Source organism: Marinobacterium ramblicola, from assembly GCF_019084545.1.
Classification (GTDB): domain Bacteria; phylum Pseudomonadota; class Gammaproteobacteria; order Pseudomonadales; family Balneatricaceae; genus Marinobacterium_D; species Marinobacterium_D ramblicola.
On record NZ_JAHREP010000018.1, the window covers coordinates 1 to 17857 of the forward strand.

The 17857-nt window shown below is 58.0% G+C and carries 17 protein-coding genes; 6 read left to right on the forward strand and 11 right to left on the reverse strand.

Going from position 1 to position 17857, the window contains the following annotated elements; all coding sequences use genetic code 11:
• Positions 1–206: 206 nt before the first annotated feature.
• From tatC to KQ940_RS14395, 9 genes are all read right to left on the reverse strand, one after another.
• The gene (tatC, locus tag KQ940_RS14355; RefSeq protein WP_217414419.1) at positions 207–974 is read right to left on the reverse strand and encodes a twin-arginine translocase subunit TatC; all 768 of its coding nucleotides are present in this window, start codon (positions 972–974) and stop codon (positions 207–209) included.
• The gene (gene tatB, locus KQ940_RS14360) at positions 967–1320 is read right to left on the reverse strand and encodes a Sec-independent protein translocase protein TatB (protein ID WP_217414420.1); all 354 of its coding nucleotides are present in this window, start codon (positions 1318–1320) and stop codon (positions 967–969) included. The genes tatC and tatB overlap by 8 nt, the downstream gene beginning before the upstream one ends.
• Positions 1321–1339: 19 nt before the next feature.
• Entirely contained in the window at positions 1340–1594 is a 255-nt protein-coding gene (tatA, locus tag KQ940_RS14365; RefSeq protein ID WP_217414422.1) for a Sec-independent protein translocase subunit TatA, read from the reverse strand.
• A gap of 37 nt (positions 1595–1631) precedes the next feature.
• Positions 1632–1964, reverse strand: coding sequence for a phosphoribosyl-ATP diphosphatase (locus tag KQ940_RS14370; protein ID WP_217414424.1), 333 nt, complete (start codon positions 1962–1964; stop codon positions 1632–1634).
• A 2-nt stretch (positions 1965–1966) separates the two neighbouring features.
• Positions 1967–2368: a phosphoribosyl-AMP cyclohydrolase gene (gene hisI, locus KQ940_RS14375; RefSeq protein WP_217414515.1), complete on the reverse strand. Its 402-nt coding sequence runs from the start codon at positions 2366–2368 to the stop codon at positions 1967–1969.
• 76 nt (positions 2369–2444) lie between these two features.
• Positions 2445–4076, reverse strand: a complete 1632-nt coding sequence (gene ubiB, locus KQ940_RS14380; RefSeq protein ID WP_217414425.1) for a ubiquinone biosynthesis regulatory protein kinase UbiB — start codon at positions 4074–4076, stop codon at positions 2445–2447.
• A 48-nt stretch (positions 4077–4124) separates the two neighbouring features.
• Positions 4125–5684, reverse strand: coding sequence for a GGDEF domain-containing protein (locus KQ940_RS23090; protein ID WP_217414426.1), 1560 nt, complete (start codon positions 5682–5684; stop codon positions 4125–4127).
• Positions 5685–5818: 134 nt separating this feature from the next.
• Positions 5819–6448, reverse strand: coding sequence for a thiol:disulfide interchange protein DsbA/DsbL (locus tag KQ940_RS14390; RefSeq protein ID WP_217414427.1), 630 nt, complete (start codon positions 6446–6448; stop codon positions 5819–5821).
• A gap of 132 nt (positions 6449–6580) precedes the next feature.
• Positions 6581–7183, reverse strand: coding sequence for a c-type cytochrome (locus KQ940_RS14395; protein WP_217414428.1), 603 nt, complete (start codon positions 7181–7183; stop codon positions 6581–6583).
• A gap of 203 nt (positions 7184–7386) precedes the next feature.
• Here KQ940_RS14395 and yihA point away from each other — a divergent pair, with 203 nt between their 5' ends.
• On the forward strand, positions 7387–8037 hold the full coding sequence (gene yihA / locus KQ940_RS14400; RefSeq protein ID WP_217414429.1) for a ribosome biogenesis GTP-binding protein YihA/YsxC: 651 nt from the start codon (positions 7387–7389) through the stop codon (positions 8035–8037).
• A 217-nt stretch (positions 8038–8254) separates the two neighbouring features.
• Here yihA and polA read toward each other — a convergent pair whose 3' ends face one another.
• Entirely contained in the window at positions 8255–10990 is a 2736-nt protein-coding gene (gene polA / locus KQ940_RS14405; protein WP_217414430.1) for a DNA polymerase I, read from the reverse strand.
• Positions 10991–11120: 130 nt separating this feature from the next.
• On the opposite strand from polA, the gene KQ940_RS14410 reads away from it, so the two are divergent.
• The 4 genes from KQ940_RS14410 to KQ940_RS14425 all read left to right on the forward strand — a co-directional run bounded on the left by KQ940_RS14410 (position 11121) and on the right by KQ940_RS14425 (position 16227).
• Positions 11121–11405 carry a DUF2782 domain-containing protein gene (locus KQ940_RS14410; protein WP_217414432.1) on the forward strand — a complete coding sequence of 95 codons (285 nt, stop codon included), beginning with the start codon at positions 11121–11123 and terminating at the stop codon, positions 11403–11405.
• 9 nt (positions 11406–11414) lie between these two features.
• Positions 11415–12389: a homoserine kinase gene (locus tag KQ940_RS14415; protein WP_217414434.1), complete on the forward strand. Its 975-nt coding sequence runs from the start codon at positions 11415–11417 to the stop codon at positions 12387–12389.
• Positions 12390–12516: 127 nt separating this feature from the next.
• Positions 12517–14736 carry a DNA helicase II gene (gene uvrD, locus KQ940_RS14420; RefSeq protein WP_217414435.1) on the forward strand — a complete coding sequence of 740 codons (2220 nt, stop codon included), beginning with the start codon at positions 12517–12519 and terminating at the stop codon, positions 14734–14736.
• 156 nt (positions 14737–14892) lie between these two features.
• A complete protein-coding gene (locus tag KQ940_RS14425) occupies positions 14893–16227 on the forward strand; it encodes an SLC13 family permease (RefSeq protein WP_217414436.1) in 1335 nt (444 codons plus the stop codon).
• On the opposite strand, the gene KQ940_RS14430 is transcribed toward KQ940_RS14425, so the two are convergent.
• On the reverse strand, positions 16224–16634 hold the full coding sequence (locus tag KQ940_RS14430; protein ID WP_217414437.1) for an acyl-CoA thioesterase: 411 nt from the start codon (positions 16632–16634) through the stop codon (positions 16224–16226). The two genes, KQ940_RS14425 and KQ940_RS14430, sit on opposite strands and share 4 nt — an antisense overlap.
• A 187-nt stretch (positions 16635–16821) precedes the next feature.
• Here KQ940_RS14430 and KQ940_RS14435 point away from each other — a divergent pair, with 187 nt between their 5' ends.
• A complete protein-coding gene (locus KQ940_RS14435; RefSeq protein ID WP_217414438.1) occupies positions 16822–17790 on the forward strand; it encodes a PstS family phosphate ABC transporter substrate-binding protein in 969 nt (322 codons plus the stop codon).
• The last annotated feature ends 67 nt before the right edge of the window (positions 17791–17857 follow it).

A 17857-nucleotide genomic window follows, 5' to 3' on the forward strand; every position in this document is an offset into this window, starting at 1 on the left:
TTCGCTTTTTCACCGCGACCTCTTCGCCTCGAACTCAAAAAATAAACAATGAATTCAACAGCTTGGAGACCGCCTCGCTTGATCTTGCCCGGCCCGTTAAGGCGTTCAGCTCAAGCGAGGAGGCGCATTCTACAGACCTCACCGAGGGAGTCAACAGGGCGCTGTAATATTTTTTCAATAAATATGCGATACCCCAAAGAGCGAGGTCAGCTATTCGCCTCGCCCTCTTCGCCCACAGACTCATCACGGGCACGGTGGGTCAAGCGCGCCATGATTAAGCCGAGCTCGAACAGCAACCACATCGGCACTGCCAAAAGACTCTGGGAAATGATATCGGGAGGAGTTAAAAGCATACCAACGACGAAACAGCCTACGATAACGTAGGCTCGCTTAGAGGCGAGCGATGGTACATCGGTCATGCCGGACCACACGATCAGCAACGTCGCTACCGGTATTTCAAACACTATCCCAAAAGCGAAGAACAGCTTAAGAACGAAATTGAGGTAGCTGCTGATATCCGTCATTACCGCCACATTCTCCGGCCCAACACTGGTGAAGAAACCAAACACTAGCGGAAACACGACAAAATAGGCGAAGGCAATGCCAAGATAAAACAGCACGATACTGGATAGCAGCAGAGGCACCGCAAGGCGTTTCTCATGCTTATACAGACCAGGGGAGATAAACGCCCAGGCCTGATGGAGCAGAAAAGGCATAGCCGCAAAGATCGCCGCAACCAACGTCAGCTTGAACGGCGCAAAAAACGGCGACGTAACATCGGTCGCTATCATGCTTGCACCCTCTGGCAAGAGGGCCGTCAGCGGTGCAGACAACCATTCATAAAGGTCGTTGGCAAAGTAGAACAGTGCCAGAAAGATCGCCAGAATGATCAGCACACTATGCAGCAGGCGTTGCCGGAGCTCAACCAGATGAGAGATCAGCGGCTGTTCTGGATCAGGATGTGATTCACTCATCTGTAGTCGTTTTCTTCAGACTGGGCTCATTGGCACCGTTTTCCGGTTGCGGAGACTCACTCTCAGACTGAGGTGACTCGGCAGCTACTGAGTCGTTGGAAGCAAAAGGCTTACGCATCTCTGCAAGCTCTTCATCTAACTTCTCCTTGTTGATCGCCGTAGTACGGCGCAACTCTTCGACTCGCAGCTCTTCGTTTATTTCGCGCTGAATATTGCCGACCGTTCGCCGCACCCGACCCAACCATAGGCCACAGGTGCGCGCTGCCATCGGCAGTTTTTCCGGACCGAGTACCAGAAGCGCGACGACCGCCACCACCAGCAGTTCGGCAAAGCCGATATCAAACATCTGTCACTCAGCCGTGTAATTATTTATTTTCAGTTTTCTTTTCTGACTGCTCCGCGCTCTTGTCCGAAGCGGCGAAGTCGGCATCATCCTGGCTGATAGATTTCTGAACAGTACTATCGTCTTTGCTGCTGTCCTCATTCATCGCCTTTTTAAAACCCTTCACCGCTCCCCCGACGTCACTACCCAGATTGCGCAGTTTCTTGGTTCCAAACAGCAGAATAATGATGCCAAGCACGATCACCAACTGCCAGATACTGATTCCACCAAAGCCCATATCTATTCTCCACTACCGAGGCCAACCGGCCCCTCAATCATTTAGTTGTACGGGAGGCTTTCTCTTCCAACCCGGACAGATCAAATCGCCTGGCTAGCTCGTTCAGCACCGCCTCGGGCGATTCACCAAGATGCGACAACATTACCAGAGTGTGAAACCATAGGTCCGCCGTTTCGTAGATCAGATCGGCATTCTCGCCACTGAGCTGCGCATCCTTTGCCGCCAGTATGGTTTCTGTCGCTTCCTCCCCTACCTTCTCCAGTATTTTGTTCAGCCCTTTGGCATGCAAGCTGGCGACGTAAGAGGTTTCTGCCGATGCCATTTTGCGCTGCTCCAGCACCACACCGAGCTGCTCAAGCACACTGCTCATCTCTATTTTTCCTGATTCGCGTAGATTTCATGCGGATCTTTTTGCACCGGATCCGTTACCTGCCATTCACCGTTATTGTCGAGTTTTCTGTAAAAGCAACTCTCGCGCCCGGTGTGGCAAGCAATCTCACCTATCTGCTCTACCTGCAGCAGGACGACATCGCCGTCGCAGTCCAATCTCAGCTCATGCAGACGTTGAACATGCCCCGACTCTTCGCCCTTTCGCCAAAGTTTGCCACGGGAACGTGACCAATATATGGCTCGCTGTTCACGTACCGTAAGCTCCAGCGCTTCACGATTCATCCAGGCCACCATCAGTATACGACCGCTGGACCAATCCTGAGCAATCGCGGGCACCAAGCCCTTGTCATCCCAAATTACTTCGTCTAGCCAGCTATTTTCCATCGTTTTGACTATCTTATTCACAATAAACTTTCGTTTTGGCAAGAGCTGAAAACATAATCGATCACGTCGATCTCAATTACGCCCGCCAGAGTAACGCCGCACCGGCCACCGCACTAACCCAACCATACCACGGCATCTGTTCAACCAATAGACGCCCCTCCGGTAGAGCACTCAGCATCGCCAGCAGCAGCAGCAACACGCCCAGACTCAAGAAACGACGGCCAGCGCTCTGCCGTCGTCCTTGCGACTCGTCATACTGCCGCATCAACCGCTGCTGACTCTCCTCCAATCGGCGCATCTGCTGTAAGCCGTCAAACACCAGTTGAGGCATGTGCGGTAGCTTGTCCAGCCAGTCCGGTGCCTGTTGCTTCATCTTTCGGTAGACCGCTTTTGGTCCCATCCGTTCATGCATCCAGTTTTCCAAGAACGGCTTGGCGGTTTTCCACAGATCCAGATCGGGATAGAGCTGACGCCCCAAGCCCTCGATATTGAGCAGGGTCTTCTGCAGTAACACCAACTGAGGCTGCACCTCCATATTGAAGCGCCGCGCGGTCTGAAAAAGCCCCAGCAGCACCATTCCGAAAGAGATATCCTTCAGCGGCTTCTCAAATATAGGCTCACAGACACTGCGGATCGACGTTTCGAATGCGTTTACGTTGGTATCGGCTGGCACCCATCCGGAATCTATATGCAGCTGTGCTACCTGGCGATAGTCCCGTTTAAAGAACGCCAGGATATTACGCGCCAGATAACTTTGATCCTCTTCAGACAGAGCACCAATTATGCCAAAGTCGACTGCGATGTAACGCGGATCTGCAGGCGACTGGTCGGAGACAAATATATTGCCGGGATGCATGTCGGCGTGAAAGAAGCTGTCGCGAAACACCTGGGTAAAGAAGATCTCGACACCGCGTTCAGCGAGGAGCTTCATGTCGGTCTCCCGGCGCTTCAACTGCTCCACATCAGCGACCGGAATGCCGTATATGCGCTCCATAACAAGTACATTCTGGCGCGTCAGGTCCCAATAGATCTCCGGCACATAAAGCATCGACGAACCTTCGAAATTGCGCCGCAGCTGGGAGCCATTGGCGGCCTCTTTGCGCAGATCCAGCTCATCGAAAATAGTCTGCTCATACTCGGCGACTACCTCCACCGGCCGCAGACGCCGCCCTTCCGACCAGAGTTTCTGCACCAAGTGAGCCAGAGTGTAGAGCAGTGCGACATCCTGTCGGATAACCGCTGCAATACCCGGCCGTATCACTTTAACCACGACCTCCTGGCCGCTATGCAGCCGTGCTCCATGTACCTGTGCAACTGACGCAGACGCCATCGGCGTCACACTGAATTCAGAGAACAGCTCAGTAATCGAGCGGCCAAGCGAGCGCTCAATAATGCGCTGAGCTTCCTCGCCGGCAAAGGGCGGCACCCTATCTTGCAGACGCGCCAACTCAACCGCCAGATCGTCGGGCAAGAGGTCTCGCCGGGTAGACAACATCTGGCCGAACTTGATGAAAACGGGGCCCAGCGCTTCCAGCGCCAGACGTAAACGCACACCCCGAGGTTCGCGGACCCGAATAAACCAGCGCGAGGGTAAAAACAGCAGCAGAAAACGCAGGAACCCGGGGAGGGGCGCCTCTTGGATAAAGGTATCAAGTCGGTAGAGCGCAACAACGTGCGCGATTTTGATCAGACGGAATACCGTTCGCACAAAAGGGCTCCAGAGGGTAGCGTTACTGTGTAAAGAAGGGATGGTACGTTAAGCGGAGACTACCTTGTTACGCCCCTGCTCTTTCGCCTTGTACAATGCGCTATCAGCACGGGCAAAAACCTTGTCATCATCATCTCCGTTACTGACTTCAGCGACCCCGATGGAGGCCGTTACCGTTACCGGCTCACCATGGAAATTGAACGGGCTCTTGGCTACCGCATCGCGCAGCTTTTCAGCCGCGGCCCTGGCATCGGCATCGACAGTGGATGGAAAAATAACGACAAACTCTTCCCCACCGTAGCGTGCAATAAAATCACTACTACGGAGATTGCGCTGCAGTACTCGTGCAACCAGCCGGAGCACCTTATCCCCGGCCAGATGGCCATAGGCATCGTTAATCTCCTTAAACCGGTCAAGATCAATAACGGCCACGGAAAACGGCGTCTGGTAGCGCTCCCAGCGACCCATCGTATCTTTCAACTGATCGTCGTAGGCGACCCGGTTAGGCAGGCCGGTCAAAGGATCGGTACGCGCGCGCAGCTGCTCCTCCTCCATTCGGGAACGGACACGGCTGGTTTCCGCCTCCATCTGCTCCACTTTCTCCAGCAGAGACTCATAGCGCACCTGCATCCGTTTTTCCCGCTCGCTTTCACGTAAGCGATACTGATCCATGCTCTGCACGATGCTATTCAGCTGCTGTGACACCGCCTGTTTTAACGATGGCAGATCATTGGACGATTTAACGCTTTGATGCAGTTTGCTGACATTCTGGCGAACCTCTCGATCGAAGTGCTGGTGCGCCTCAAACGCCAAACGCTCCTCGTCCTGGCTATGCGAGAGGAAGTTCTGCACATAGGCCAGCTGTTCATTCAGGTTCAACAGGTAGTTCTCGAACTCCTGGTGTTCAAGCCCGGCCGAGAGACGCGCCAGCTTGACCAGGTCTACCATCACCTCACCAATCTCGGCGATCTTGAGGCCAGACTCGATACGCTCGATTAGCTGACGGGCCAGCGCGACGCCGGAGCTCTGCACATTGAGCGCCTCGATCAGCTTGAGCATCTCCTCGGCAACCTGGCTCTCGAGCAGCTCAAGATCGAGGCTATCCTCCTGGTTGCCGTGATTCAGCGCGAATGACTGCTCTTCGGTAGAACGAGGCAATAGCCCCTTCTGCAGTTCAACCATCTCCAGCAGCAAGCTGGAAAGCTTGTAAAGATGCTCCGATGCATCCGGGACACGCCGGGCGGCGCTTTTCAGAAGGTTGGCAAAGGCTTCGCTCTGACTGAGCCCACGCAGCTGCCCCAACCAGCGCTCAAACGCGTTGCGAATATCGCCGGAAACAGACAAGCGCTGGTCGTCGAGCAGCTTGATCTGCCGCTCAACTCGAGCCAACGCCTTGTCGAACTGGCTGCCACCGGCAGACTTCTGCACCAGATCACGCAGTTGATCCAATTCTACATCGAGGGCTGCGCTCTGCCCGCGCACCCCCAAAGCGAGCTGGTTACTCAACGTACGATTGAGTGTTTGTGCTGCATCAACCTGCTGCTGCAACACCTCGCACTCCTGCGCCAGTTCCTTATATTTCTGTTTCCAGTCGTCTTGCTCTGCCACTACCGGGAAGCTCCACGCTACGAAACGCCTTGTAGCGCCCTGATTGATCCAATGCCGCAATATATCACGCTACGCGATAGTTAACAGACCGAACCCCGGGGCAAGAGCAAAATTCCTGAACTAGATCAGGGTTGTCAGTTGCCCTGCCGCTCTTGCTCGATCAGGTAGTCCGCAACTTTCAGCATCTGCTCATGACCACCTGCGCTCCCGGCAGTAATGCGGTACTTGCCGTTTACGATCAGGGTCGGAACGCCGGTAATTTCATAGCCGCGCGCCTTGGCATCACCCTGCTTCAGCTTCATATTGACGGCAAAGGACTCGTACTGCTTGCGGAAGTTGTCCGGCTCCACACCATAATCCGCGTAGAAGTCGGCCAGGTCATCCGCCGAACGCATATTACGACGCTCCTTGTGGATCGCATCAAACATCGGCTTGTGGGTCTCATCCACTTTGCCGAGCAGCTCGGCCACGTAGAAAGCACGTGCCAACGGCTCCCAGCTACGCCCGAAAACGACCGGAATGGTGACCAGCTGCACGTCAGCCGGTTGTTTGGCTGTCCAGCTTTCCAACAGAGGTTCGAAACTGTTGCAGTGTGGACAGAGGTAGCCAAACATCTCGACCACTTCGATCTTGTCTCCGGTCGTCGTCGGCACAGGTCGTGCAATCCGCTCGTACTGCACACCCTCTTCATAGCGCGGAGCTTCCTGAGCCCAGGCCGTTACCGCAAAACAGGCTGCAACAGCAGCCAGCAACCATTTTTTCATCACGTCATCTCCAGTCCATAGGCATCAATATCGTTCAGAGACTGCGCGCCGGTTTAAAGTTCATTTCCAGACGCAGAAACAGCAAAGGCAGCACTAGGCTGCCTTTGTAAAACTAGATCACTGAATCAACGATTAATGGAGGCCCTGTACGTACTGAGCCACCGCCTTGATCTCGGCATCGTTCATCTTCACCGCGATATCGCGCATCATGCCTGCCGGATCGTTTGCGCGTTCACCCGCTGCGAACTTCTTCAGAGAACTCTCGACATAAGCCGCACTCTGTCCGCCCAGCGACGGGAAACCTGCAGAGTTATTGCCCTTGCCCTGCGGGCCGTGGCAAGCGGTGCAAGCGGTAACACCCTTGTCGGCAATTCCGGCACGGTAGATCTGCTGGCCAGCTGCTACCTGATCCTCGGCTGCCTGGCCGAGCTGGATCTTCTGACTTGCAAAAAACGCAGCGATATCGGCCAGATCCTGATCACTCAGGTTATTCAGCATGCCGGTCATCTCCAGCACGGTACGATCGCCTGCCTTGATATCTGTAAGTTGCTTGAGCAGGTAGCCTTCATTCTGACCGGCAAGTTTCGGGAAGTTGGGAGCAAGGCTGTTACCATCGGCACCATGACAGGCTGCACATACGGCCACTTTCTGCTTGCCCTGTGCAGCGTCGCCCGCAGCATGCGCAACACCGGTGATGCCGAGAGTAACCAGTAAGCTGATCAGTAGTTTGTTCATTGTGAATAACCCAGACCTTGTAAGACAAAAATGTAGTATTCCCACTGCCCTAAAAACAGTGAAAACATTCGAAGTCGTACTATCCCTGACTGGAGCGCTAACCAGATCGCGGGTAAAATTTGGCGGCATTATAAACTAATATCCCCACAAACTGGAACGTATATAAGCGTATCCGTTAGTCGGGGCTCCATCAGCGGAATCCCATGTCCTCCAGCGAACCGGTTATTCATTATCCATCCGCCCGTTTTAACACCAGCGCTTCCAAGCTGAGCCAGTGTCCGGCCGACGAAGGTGCCGAGGTGGCCTTCGCCGGCCGTTCGAATGCCGGAAAATCGAGCGCGATCAATACCCTGACTCAGCATACTCAACTCGCTCGCGTATCCAAAACACCGGGGCGCACCCAACTGATCAACTTCTTCGATCTGAATATCGAAGGGCTACGCCTGGTCGACCTGCCGGGTTACGGCTATGCCAAGGTACCGATCGCGCTGAAACAGCACTGGCAGAAACATCTCGATGCCTACCTGCAGCATCGCGAATGCCTGCGCGGCGTGGTGCTGGTGATGGATATCCGCCACCCGATGAAGGAGTTCGACGAGATGATGGTGCAGTGGTGCCGATCCACCGGCGTACCGCTGCATGTACTGCTGACCAAAACCGACAAGCTCAAACGCGGCCCGGCCCAAAGCACGCTGCTGCAGATACGTAAACTGCTCAAGGAGGCGCTGGGAGACCGCGTTTCGGTGCAGACCTTCTCGGCACTGAAGAGAACCGGTGTCGATCAGCTGCGCGCCCGTCTCGACAGCTGGCTGTTGCCGGAACAGGCCGGTGCCGATGAGGACGCCGAAGCCTAGTTGATGCCGATAGCGATTGCCCGAAGGATGGCCGCCACGGATGGCAGGCCATAAAAAACCCCGGAGCCGCGAAGGGGAAGGGAAACGGCGCCCGGGGTCAGTGGATTTGTCATGACACAGAGACCGCCTCTTCTTACATGCTGCGTCCTGAACACCAACGGTCTCTATATCTAAGAGTAGTCAAAAAAATAAAAGTTCACCGCTGGTGAAAAAAAACTCAATGCGCCTGTTCCCAGTTGTCCCCGGACTGGGCTTCGACCAGCAGCGGTACATCCAGCTGCACGGTTTTTTCCATCAGTGGATGCACCTGTGCGAGAAACGCCTCCACATCGGATTCGCGCACTTCGAACACCAGTTCGTCGTGCACCTGCATGATCATGCGGGCATCGATATCGCTTTCCCGGAGCCAGTCGTCGACCCGCACCATCGCCTTCTTGATGATGTCGGCCGCCGTACCCTGCATCGGAGCGTTGATCGCGGTGCGCTCGGCGGCCTGACGGCTCATCGGGTTGCGCGCGTTGATCTCCGGCAGGTAGAGCCGGCGACCGAAGATCGTCTCCACATAGCCCTGCTCGCGCGCCCGTTCACGGGTACTGTCCATATAGCGCTGCACGCCAGGGTAGGTCTCGAAGTAGTGATCGATATAGGTCTGCGCCTCCTTACGGCCCAATCCCAGTTGCTTGGCCAGACCGAATGCGGACATACCGTAGATCAGACCAAAGTTGATCGCCTTGGCACTGCGCCGTTGATCGGCACTTACCTGGTCGCGCGATACCTTGAACACCTCGGCGGCCGTGGCCCTGTGGATATCTTCGCCCTTGGCAAAGGCATCCAGCAGCCCCTGGTCGCCGGATAGATGTGCCATGATGCGCAGCTCGATCTGGGAATAGTCGGCGGCGACGATCTTGTAGCCCTTGGGCGCGATAAACGCCTGGCGGATACGCCGCCCCTCGGCGGTACGCACCGGGATGTTCTGCAGGTTGGGGTCGGTGGAGGAGAGTCGTCCGGTCGCAGTCACCGCCTGATGGTAGGAGGTATGAACGCGGCCGGTGGCCTTGTTGATCATCTGCGGCAGCTTGTCGGTATAGGTCGACTTGAGCTTGCTCAGGCCCCGATGCTCGATGATCACCTTCGGCAACGGATAGTCCAGCGCCAGCTCCTGCAGCACCTCCTCCGCGGTGGACGGCGCCCCCTTGGGGGTCTTTTTCTTCACCGGCAGGCCCTGCTTGTCGAACAGAATCTCCTGCAGCTGCTTGGTGGAGCTCAGATTGAACGGCCCACCGGCCAACTCATGCGCCTCGACCTCCAGCTCCTTGAGCCGTTGCTCGATCTCCCGGCTCTGCTGCGCCAGCAGACCGGCATCGATCAACGCGCCGTTGCGCTCGATCCGCGACAGCACCGGCACCAGCGGCAACTCAATCTCATTCAATACCGAGACCAGCTCACCCTCGGCCTCCAGCTTCGACATCAGGGTTTGATGCAGGCGCAGGGTGATATCGGCATCTTCGGCGGCATAGGGCGCGGCCTGCTCCAGGTCGATCTGATTGAAGGTGAGCTGCTTCTTGCCCTTGCCGGCGATCGCCTCGAAGCTGACCGTTTCGGTATTCAGATAGCGCTGCGCCAGCGTATCCATATCGTGACGACTGGCGGTGGAGTTGAGCACGTAGGACTCGAGCATGGTGTCGGAGCCTATGCCCTGCAGCTCGATACCGTAGTTCGCCAGCACATTCATGTCGTACTTGATGTGCTGACCGATCTTTTTCAGCTGCGGATCCTCCAGCAGCGGCTTGAGCTGTGCGAGCACCGCTTTACGGTCGAGCTGAGCCGGTGCACCGACGTAGTCGTGCGCCAGCGGCACATAAGCAGCCTTGCCGGGCTCGACGGCGAAGGAGACCCCGACCAGCTCGGCCTCCATATAGTTGAGGCTTGTGGTCTCGGTATCGAAGGCGAAACTGCCCGCCGCCTTCAGTTTGTCCAGCCAGCGATCCAGCTCGGCCTGATCAAATACCGTTTCATACTCGACCTCAACAGCGGGCGACTCCGGCTGCGCAGATTCAGCCGCGCTGTCACCCTGCTCCAGCTCGGCGACCCAGCTCTTGAACTCGAAGCGCTTGAACAGCTCCATCAGCTTGTCGCGATCAGGCTCCGTAAGCTTGATATCGCCCAGGCCGATATGCAGCTGCACGTCGGTCTTGATCGTGGCCAGCAGGTAGGAGAGCTCCGCCATCTCGCGGTTTTCCTCCAGTTTTTTCGACATTGTCTTGGCGCCGCGAAAACCGAGCTCTGAAATTCGGTCCAGGTTCTGGTACAGAGCCTTGATGCTGCCGATCCCCTGTAGCAACGCCAGCGCGGTTTTCTCGCCCACTCCGGGCACGCCGGGAATGTTGTCGACCTTATCCCCCATCAGTGCCAGGTAGTCGATGATCAGCGCCGGTTCGATGCCATACTTCTCGCGCACACCATCGATATCGAGCCGGGTATCGGTCATGGTGTTGATCAGTGTGACCTTGTCATCCACCAGTTGCGCCATATCCTTGTCGCCGGTGGAGATCACCACATCACAGCAGGCCGCCTCGGCCTGGCACGCCAGGGTACCGATCACATCGTCCGCTTCGACCCCCTCTTCGACGAAGATCGGGATCCCCATGGCGCGGATAATGTCGTGAATCGGCTCGATCTGGTCGCGCAGATCATCCGGCATGGGGGGGCGGTGCGACTTATACTCCGGGTAGAGATCGTCGCGAAAGGTCTTGCCCTTGGCATCGAACACCACAGCGACCGGGCTTTCCGGATACTGTTTCAGCAGACTGCGCAGCATCGATGTCACCACCCGCACCGCACCGGTCGGAAAACCCTCTGCCGTTCTCAGGTCCGCCTGCTGTGAGGCGAAGAAGGCTCTATATAAATAGGAGGAGCCGTCAACTAGAATAACAGGAGGTTTCTGTGCGCTCATCGCTGGTTTCCATCGACTGGTGAATACGGGTGCGGGCTTGTTCGGTCCGCCGTAAAGGCCCACAATCATAGACAAATAAGGCCGCGACGACCAATGCGTTACGGCCGTTGGTAAAACAGGGAAAATCGCAATGATGAAAGAGTTTCTGCTGGCGGGACTGCTGGTCTTGGCTCCGCTGGCGCAGGCGGAGGTGGTGACCGACACCGAAACCCGTGAGCCGGAGATCACCATCACCCATGATCAGGAGGCCACCTACTACGAGTACAAGGTCAACGGTCAGCTCAAGGAGATCAAGGTGGTGCCGAAGGTGGGTAAACCCTACTATCTGGTCCCCGCCCCCGGCTCGGGCGATGAGTATATTCGGGTCGAAGAATCACAAATCCTGATCCCGAAATGGGTCATCTTCAGCTGGTAACCATCGATCGTGGCAGTCTACACATCCGTATCCCGAGCCGAGCTGGACAAGCTGCTGGCTGATTATGACCTTGGCACCTGTGTCGACCTCAAGGGGATCGACGGTGGCATCGAAAACACCAACTACTTCGTCACCCTCGAACAGGAGGGTAAGCGTAGCGAATATGTGCTGACCCTGTTCGAAGAGTTCAGCTACGATGAGATGCCCTTCTTCGTCGAGCTTGGCAAATGGCTGGCCGAACGCGACGTTCCCGTGCCCTACGCTATCGAAGACCGCAACGGTATCGGCCTGAAACAGCTGTGCGGTCGCCCCGCGTTTCTGCAGCCCCGGTTCAGGGGAGAGCATGTCGACCAGCGGGCGCTGACCGCCGAGCACTGCGCCAGCATCGGCCGTGCACTCGCCCGCCTGCACTTGGCCGGCAAGGACTTCTATCTGACCCGTCAGGCGCACCGCGGAGTATTCTGGTGGCGCCGGGAGAGCGAGAGCATAGCACCGCGGTTGAGTGAAGAGGATGGCGAACTGCTGCTGCAGGAGGTACGCCTGTTCGACGAACTGCGCCAGAACGCCGAGCAGCTGCCGATGGGGATTACCCACGGCGACCTGTTCCACGACAACGCCCTGTTTGTCGGCAGTGAGGTCGAGGCGATACTGGATATCTACAACGCCGCCACCGCCTACTGGCTGTACGACCTGGCGATCGTCGCCAACGACTGGTGCGTGAACCCGGACGGTAGCATCGACAACGTGCGCGAGCGCGCCCTGCTCGACGCCTACGCCGAGGTGCGGCCGTTCAACGACGCCGAGCGCGCGGCCTGGCCGCAGCTATGCCGCACCGCCGCGATGCGTTTCTGGCTGTCACGCCTGATCCCCTGGCTCGGCATCGCCCAGGCCTCTCGCCAGGGCGGGGAGATGAAGCTGAAAGACCCCGACGAGCTCAAGCGGATCCTGCTGACACGGATCGCCCACCCGGCGGATCTCGGCTGAACCGGATCCGCTTCGATATCCGGCCCCGACAACGGGGCCTTTTCCTGTATACTTTTCCAGTATTCCCGCTGTTCGGTATACTCGTTTCCGTTTTGTAGCCAACCAGACCCCAAACGACGCAGATCCCATGGACGTTACCCACATCATCGACTCCCTCAACGATGCCCAGCGCCAGGCGGTGACCGCCGACGTCAAGAACCTGCTGGTGCTGGCCGGAGCCGGCTCCGGCAAGACCCGGGTGCTGGTACACCGTATCGCCTGGCTGATCGAGGCGGAGGGGATCTCGCCCTACTCGATCATGGCCGTGACCTTTACCAACAAGGCGGCGCGGGAGATGCGCGGGCGTATCGAGCATCTGTTGGGGCTGAATACCCACGGCATGTGGGTGGGTACCTTCCACGGCCTGGCCCACCGCCTGCTGCGCGCACACTGGCAGGACGCCGGGCTGCGCGACAACTTCCAGATCATGGACAGCGACGACCAGCTGCGGCTGATCAAGCGGCTGTGCAAGGAGATGAACCTGGACGAGACCCGCTGGCCGCCTAAGCAGATGCAGTGGTACATCAACGCGCAGAAGGATGAGGGGCTGCGCAGCCGGCATATCGAGCGTAGCGGCGACCTGTTCCAGGACACGATGGTCAGGGTGTACGAAGCCTACGAAGAGGCGTGCGAGCGCGGCGGCATGATCGACTTCGGCGAACTATTGTTGCGCGCATTGGAATTGCTGCGCGACCGGGCGCCTGCGCTACTCAAGCACTACCGCGAGCGCTTCCGCTACGTACTGGTGGACGAGTTTCAGGACACCAACGCCATCCAGTACGCCTGGCTGCGCCTGCTCTGCCAGGGCGACGACAAGCTGATGGCGGTGGGCGACGACGACCAGTCGATCTACGGCTGGCGTGGTGCCCGAATCGAGAATATCCAGCACCTGCCGGAACACTTCCCCGGCACCGAAACCATCCGTCTGGAGCAGAACTACCGCTCCACCGGTACCATCCTCGGTGCCGCCAACGCGGTAATCCGCAACAACTTCGGCCGCCTCGGCAAGGAGCTGTGGACCAATCTGGGCGACGGCGAGGCGATCAGCGTCTATGCCGCGTTCAACGAGCAGGACGAAGCGCGCTTCATCATCGACCAGATCAGCAAGTGGGTCGACGAGGGCAACCGCCGCGACGAGAGCGCGATCCTCTACCGCTCCAACGCCCAGTCGCGGGTGCTGGAGGAGACACTGATCCGCACCGGCATCCCCTACCGCATCTACGGCGGCCAGCGCTTCTATGACCGCCTCGAGATCAAGAACGCCCTCGCCTATATGCGCCTGATCGCCAATCGTGACGATGACACGGCGATGGAGCGGATCATCAATGTACCCACCCGCGGTATCGGTACCCGCACCATCGAACAGATCCGCGAGCACGCCCGCGCCGAAGGGGTATCGATGTGGCGCGCCGCCAACGAGATCATCGAGCTGGGCCAGCTTGCCGCCCGTGCCGGCAACGCCCTGCAGGGTTTCCTCGACCTGGTCAACAGCCTGGACAGCACCACCCGCGACACCGAGCTGCATGAGCAGACCGAGCATGTGATCCAGCACTCCGGCCTGATCGAGCACCACGAGAAGGAGAAGGGCGAGAAGGCCCAGTCGCGAATCGAAAACCTGGAGGAGCTGGTCACCGCCGCACGCCAGTTCGCCGGCCAGTGGCAGGAGGATGAGGCGCCGGAAGGGTTCAACTCCGTGCTCGCCGCCTTCCTTGACCAGGCCGCACTGGACGCCGGCGACGCCCAGGCCGACGTGCACACCGACAGCGTCCAGCTGATGACGCTGCACTCGGCCAAGGGGCTGGAGTTCCCTCTGGTGTTCCTGGCCGGCATGGAGGAGGGGCTGTTCCCGCACAGCATGTCCGCCGAAGAGCCGGGACGGCTGGAGGAGGAGCGCCGCCTCTGCTACGTCGGCATCACCCGCGCCATGCAGAAGCTCTACCTGACCTACGCCGAGTCCCGCCGTCTGCACGGCCAGGAGAACTACAACCGGCCCTCGCGCTTTATCCAGGAGATACCCACCGAGTTGGTCGAAGAGGTGCGCCTGAACGCCACCGTGCGCCGCCCCTACGGCAGCGGCGGTTATCAACAGGAGGGCGGTTCGCTGTTCGGTGGCTCATCAAGCCTGGGTGGCAGCGATATTCCAGAAACCGGTTTCAACTTGGGCCAGCGGGTACGTCATCCCAAGTTCGGCGATGGCCTGGTAGTCAATTTCGAAGGCAGCGGACCGAAGGCGCGGGTGCAGATCAACTTCGACTATGAAGGCAGCAAGTGGCTGGTGGTGGGCTTCGCCCGGTTGGAAGCGATCTGACCGTCAGCGATACTTGAACGGCGTCCAAAGCGGGCGCCGTTTTTATGTACAGGAAGTACGGTATGCCGCGGGCGCATGGATGCGCAGGAGCGGCGACATGTATCGGTCAGCGGACTACACTCAAACCTACATCGACAGCCAGCAGGAGCCTCATAGGTGCCCGGTAGCAAGATAACCTTCCCGATAGCGCTGCTCGCCGCCGCGGCGATCTACTTTATGTCCCCGTTCGACCCGGCTCTGCGCACCGGCCTGTCGGTGCTGGCACTGATCGCCATCCTGTGGATGACCGAGACCTTCAATATCACCGTCACGGCACTGCTGATCCCGGTACTGGCGGTGGTGACCGGTACCTTTACGACGGCTGATGCACTGAAAAACTTCGCCAATCCGATCATTTTCCTGTTCCTCGGCGGTTTCGCCCTGGCTGCCGCATTGAGCGAACAGAAGCTCGATCGCTATATCTCCAACCAGGTCCTGCGACTGGCCGGCGGCCGGCTCGTTATCGCCTCGCTGCTGCTGTTTCTGACCGCCGCCGGCCTGTCGATGTGGATATCCAATACCGCCACCACCGCGATGATGCTGCCGCTGGTATTGGGACTGCTCAAACAACTTCCCTATGAAGAGAACAAGCGCAGTTACTGGTTCATCCTGCTCGGTCTGGCGTATTCCGCCAGTATCGGCGGCATCGGCACCCTGGTCGGCAGTCCGCCCAATGCCATAGCGGCTGCGGCGGTCGGGCTCAGTTTCGTGGATTGGCTCAAGATCGGCCTGCCACTGGTGATCGTCTCTTTCCCACTGATGATCACCGTACTCTGGCTGGTGATCCGTCCCAACCTGGACCACCACTTCGAACGCGAAGCCTCGCATCAACCCCTGAACGCCACCCAATGGGCAACACTTGGCGTGTTCGCACTGACCGTATGCCTCTGGCTGTTCAGTGCGCCACTGTCGACATGGCTCGGCATCAAGGGTGGCATGGACTCGCTGATCGCCATCGCCGCGCTCCTGATGCTCTGCATGTTGCGGCTGGTGTCATGGAAGGCGGTGGAGAGGTCCGCCGACTGGGGCGTATTGCTGCTGTTCGGTGGTGGGCTGACCCTGTCCGCGATGTTGAAAGAGACCGGTACCAGTCTCTACCTGGCTCAGTCGATCAGCGATCTTCTCGCCGGCGCGCCGCTCATTCTATTCGTGCTTGTCGTCGCCGGGTTCGTGGTGATGTTGACCGAGATAGCGAGCAACACCGCCAGCAGCGCGCTGCTGGTGCCTATCTTCGTGGGTATCGCCGGTGCCATGGGCATGCCAGAGGTGGTGATGGCGATGGTGATCGCCGTAGCGGCATCTTGCGCCTTTATGCTGCCGGTGGCGACGCCGCCCAACGCCATCGTGTACGGTTCGGGCGCGGTACCCCAGGCCCAGATGATGCGCGCCGGCATCGTGCTCAACGCGGTGATGACCACCGTCATCACCGGCGCTGCAATGCTGATGCTTTAATTCGTACCCGCTGCCGGTGGCAGCCGCCGGATATGACCGTCGGCATCGATCGCCACCTGTACACACTCACAGACGGTGACCTTGCGCGGCTCCCGCCCGTCCGGACACTGCCCCCAACACTCGACGGCGATGCGCAGCGAACTATGGCCGCGCTCCAACACCTGGGTATAAAAGCCGAGTATGGTGCCCTTCATAACGGGCGACATGAACGACATGCGACCGACGGAAACCGTCGCGATACGCCCCTTGGCCTCCTGACCGGCGCGGATTTCACAGGCCAGTACTGCCTGCGCGCTCACCCAACCACCGTAGACATCGCCAAACATATTGACGGCATCGGGCCCTGCGGGCAGTTGCAAACTCAACTCCCCCTCGGGCTGGAGCAATTGATCGTTCTCTATTTTCATTATTTGGAACCTGCGCGTATTGATTACCGGGCGACCGGCATACCTTATGTTGCAGTGCATTATACCTGCCCAGGTTCAGCCCTAAACAGAAATTTGCATCGGATCAACACCTGTAACATAGCGGTCACAAACCGATCCTATAGTACGCACACGAATTGAAACCAAATGCACCGATCAGGAGCGTACAATGAAACCGATGAACAAGCTGTTCGCAGCCGTAGCGATCTCCGCTGCAGCCGTAACTGCGAATGCCGCTGACCTGCTTGACCCGAACCTGCCGACCTATGAAAAGGCTTCAGGCGTGTCCGGCAACCTGTCCAGCGTGGGTTCCGATACTCTGGCCAACCTGATGACTCTGTGGGCTGAAGAGTTCAAGCGCAACTACCCGAACGTTAATATCCAGATTCAGGCGGCCGGTTCCTCTACCGCTCCCCCAGCGCTGACCGAAGGCACCTCCAACATGGGGCCGATGAGCCGCAAGATGAAGGACAAGGAGATCGAAGCGTTCGAGAAGAAGTTCGGTTACAAGCCAACCGCTATTCCGGTCGCCATCGACGCCCTGGCCGTATTCGCACACAAGGATAACCCGATCGCGGGTCTGAGCATGGCTCAGGTCGATGCCATCTTCTCCTCTACCCATAAGTGTGGCGATGGCACCGACATCACCAAGTGGGGCGATCTGGGTCTGACCGGCTCCCTGGCAGACCAGAGCATCCAGCTGTTCGGTCGTAACTCTGTATCCGGCACTTACGGTTACTTCAAAGAGCACGCACTGTGCAAAGGCGACTTCAAGAACAGCGTCAACGAACAGCCGGGCTCCGCTTCCGTGGTACAGTCTGTCTCTACCTCCATCAACGGTGTAGGCTACTCCGGTATCGGCTACAAGACCGCGTCCGTACGCGCCCTGCCGCTGTCCAAGGAAGGTACCAACTACGTTGAAGCCTCTCCGGAAAATGCTGCCAACGGTAGCTACCCGCTGTCTCGCTTCCTGTGGGTTTACGTGAACAAGAAGCCGGGCCAGGAACTGGCGCCGCTGGAGCGTGAGTTCGTCAAGCTGGTACTGTCCAAGGTTGGCCAGGAAGTCGTAGTCAAGGACGGCTACATCCCGCTGCCAGCGAAAGTTGTTGAGAAACAGCTTTCCGACCTGGGTCTGTAAGCTTCAGATTAAAAGCTGAAAAGACCCTTGGGGGAGTCCACTGGACTCCCCTTTCGCGTTTGCCGGA

Coding starts and splice junctions, on each gene's coding strand:
- tatC (WP_217414419.1), bottom strand. CDS start 974: ATGAGTGAATCACATCCTGATCCAGAACAGCCGCTGATCTCTCATCTG.
- tatB (WP_217414420.1), bottom strand. CDS start 1,320: ATGTTTGATATCGGCTTTGCCGAACTGCTGGTGGTGGCGGTCGTCGCG.
- tatA (WP_217414422.1), bottom strand. CDS start 1,594: ATGGGCTTTGGTGGAATCAGTATCTGGCAGTTGGTGATCGTGCTTGGC.
- KQ940_RS14370 (WP_217414424.1), bottom strand. CDS start 1,964: ATGAGCAGTGTGCTTGAGCAGCTCGGTGTGGTGCTGGAGCAGCGCAAA.
- hisI (WP_217414515.1), bottom strand. CDS start 2,368: ATGGAAAATAGCTGGCTAGACGAAGTAATTTGGGATGACAAGGGCTTG.
- KQ940_RS14390 (WP_217414427.1), bottom strand. CDS start 6,448: ATGAAAAAATGGTTGCTGGCTGCTGTTGCAGCCTGTTTTGCGGTAACG.
- KQ940_RS14395 (WP_217414428.1), bottom strand. CDS start 7,183: ATGAACAAACTACTGATCAGCTTACTGGTTACTCTCGGCATCACCGGT.
- yihA (WP_217414429.1), top strand. CDS start 7,387: ATGTCCTCCAGCGAACCGGTTATTCATTATCCATCCGCCCGTTTTAAC.
- polA (WP_217414430.1), bottom strand. CDS start 10,990: ATGAGCGCACAGAAACCTCCTGTTATTCTAGTTGACGGCTCCTCCTAT.
- KQ940_RS14410 (WP_217414432.1), top strand. CDS start 11,121: ATGATGAAAGAGTTTCTGCTGGCGGGACTGCTGGTCTTGGCTCCGCTG.
- uvrD (WP_217414435.1), top strand. CDS start 12,517: ATGGACGTTACCCACATCATCGACTCCCTCAACGATGCCCAGCGCCAG.
- KQ940_RS14430 (WP_217414437.1), bottom strand. CDS start 16,634: ATGAAAATAGAGAACGATCAATTGCTCCAGCCCGAGGGGGAGTTGAGT.
- KQ940_RS14435 (WP_217414438.1), top strand. CDS start 16,822: ATGAAACCGATGAACAAGCTGTTCGCAGCCGTAGCGATCTCCGCTGCA.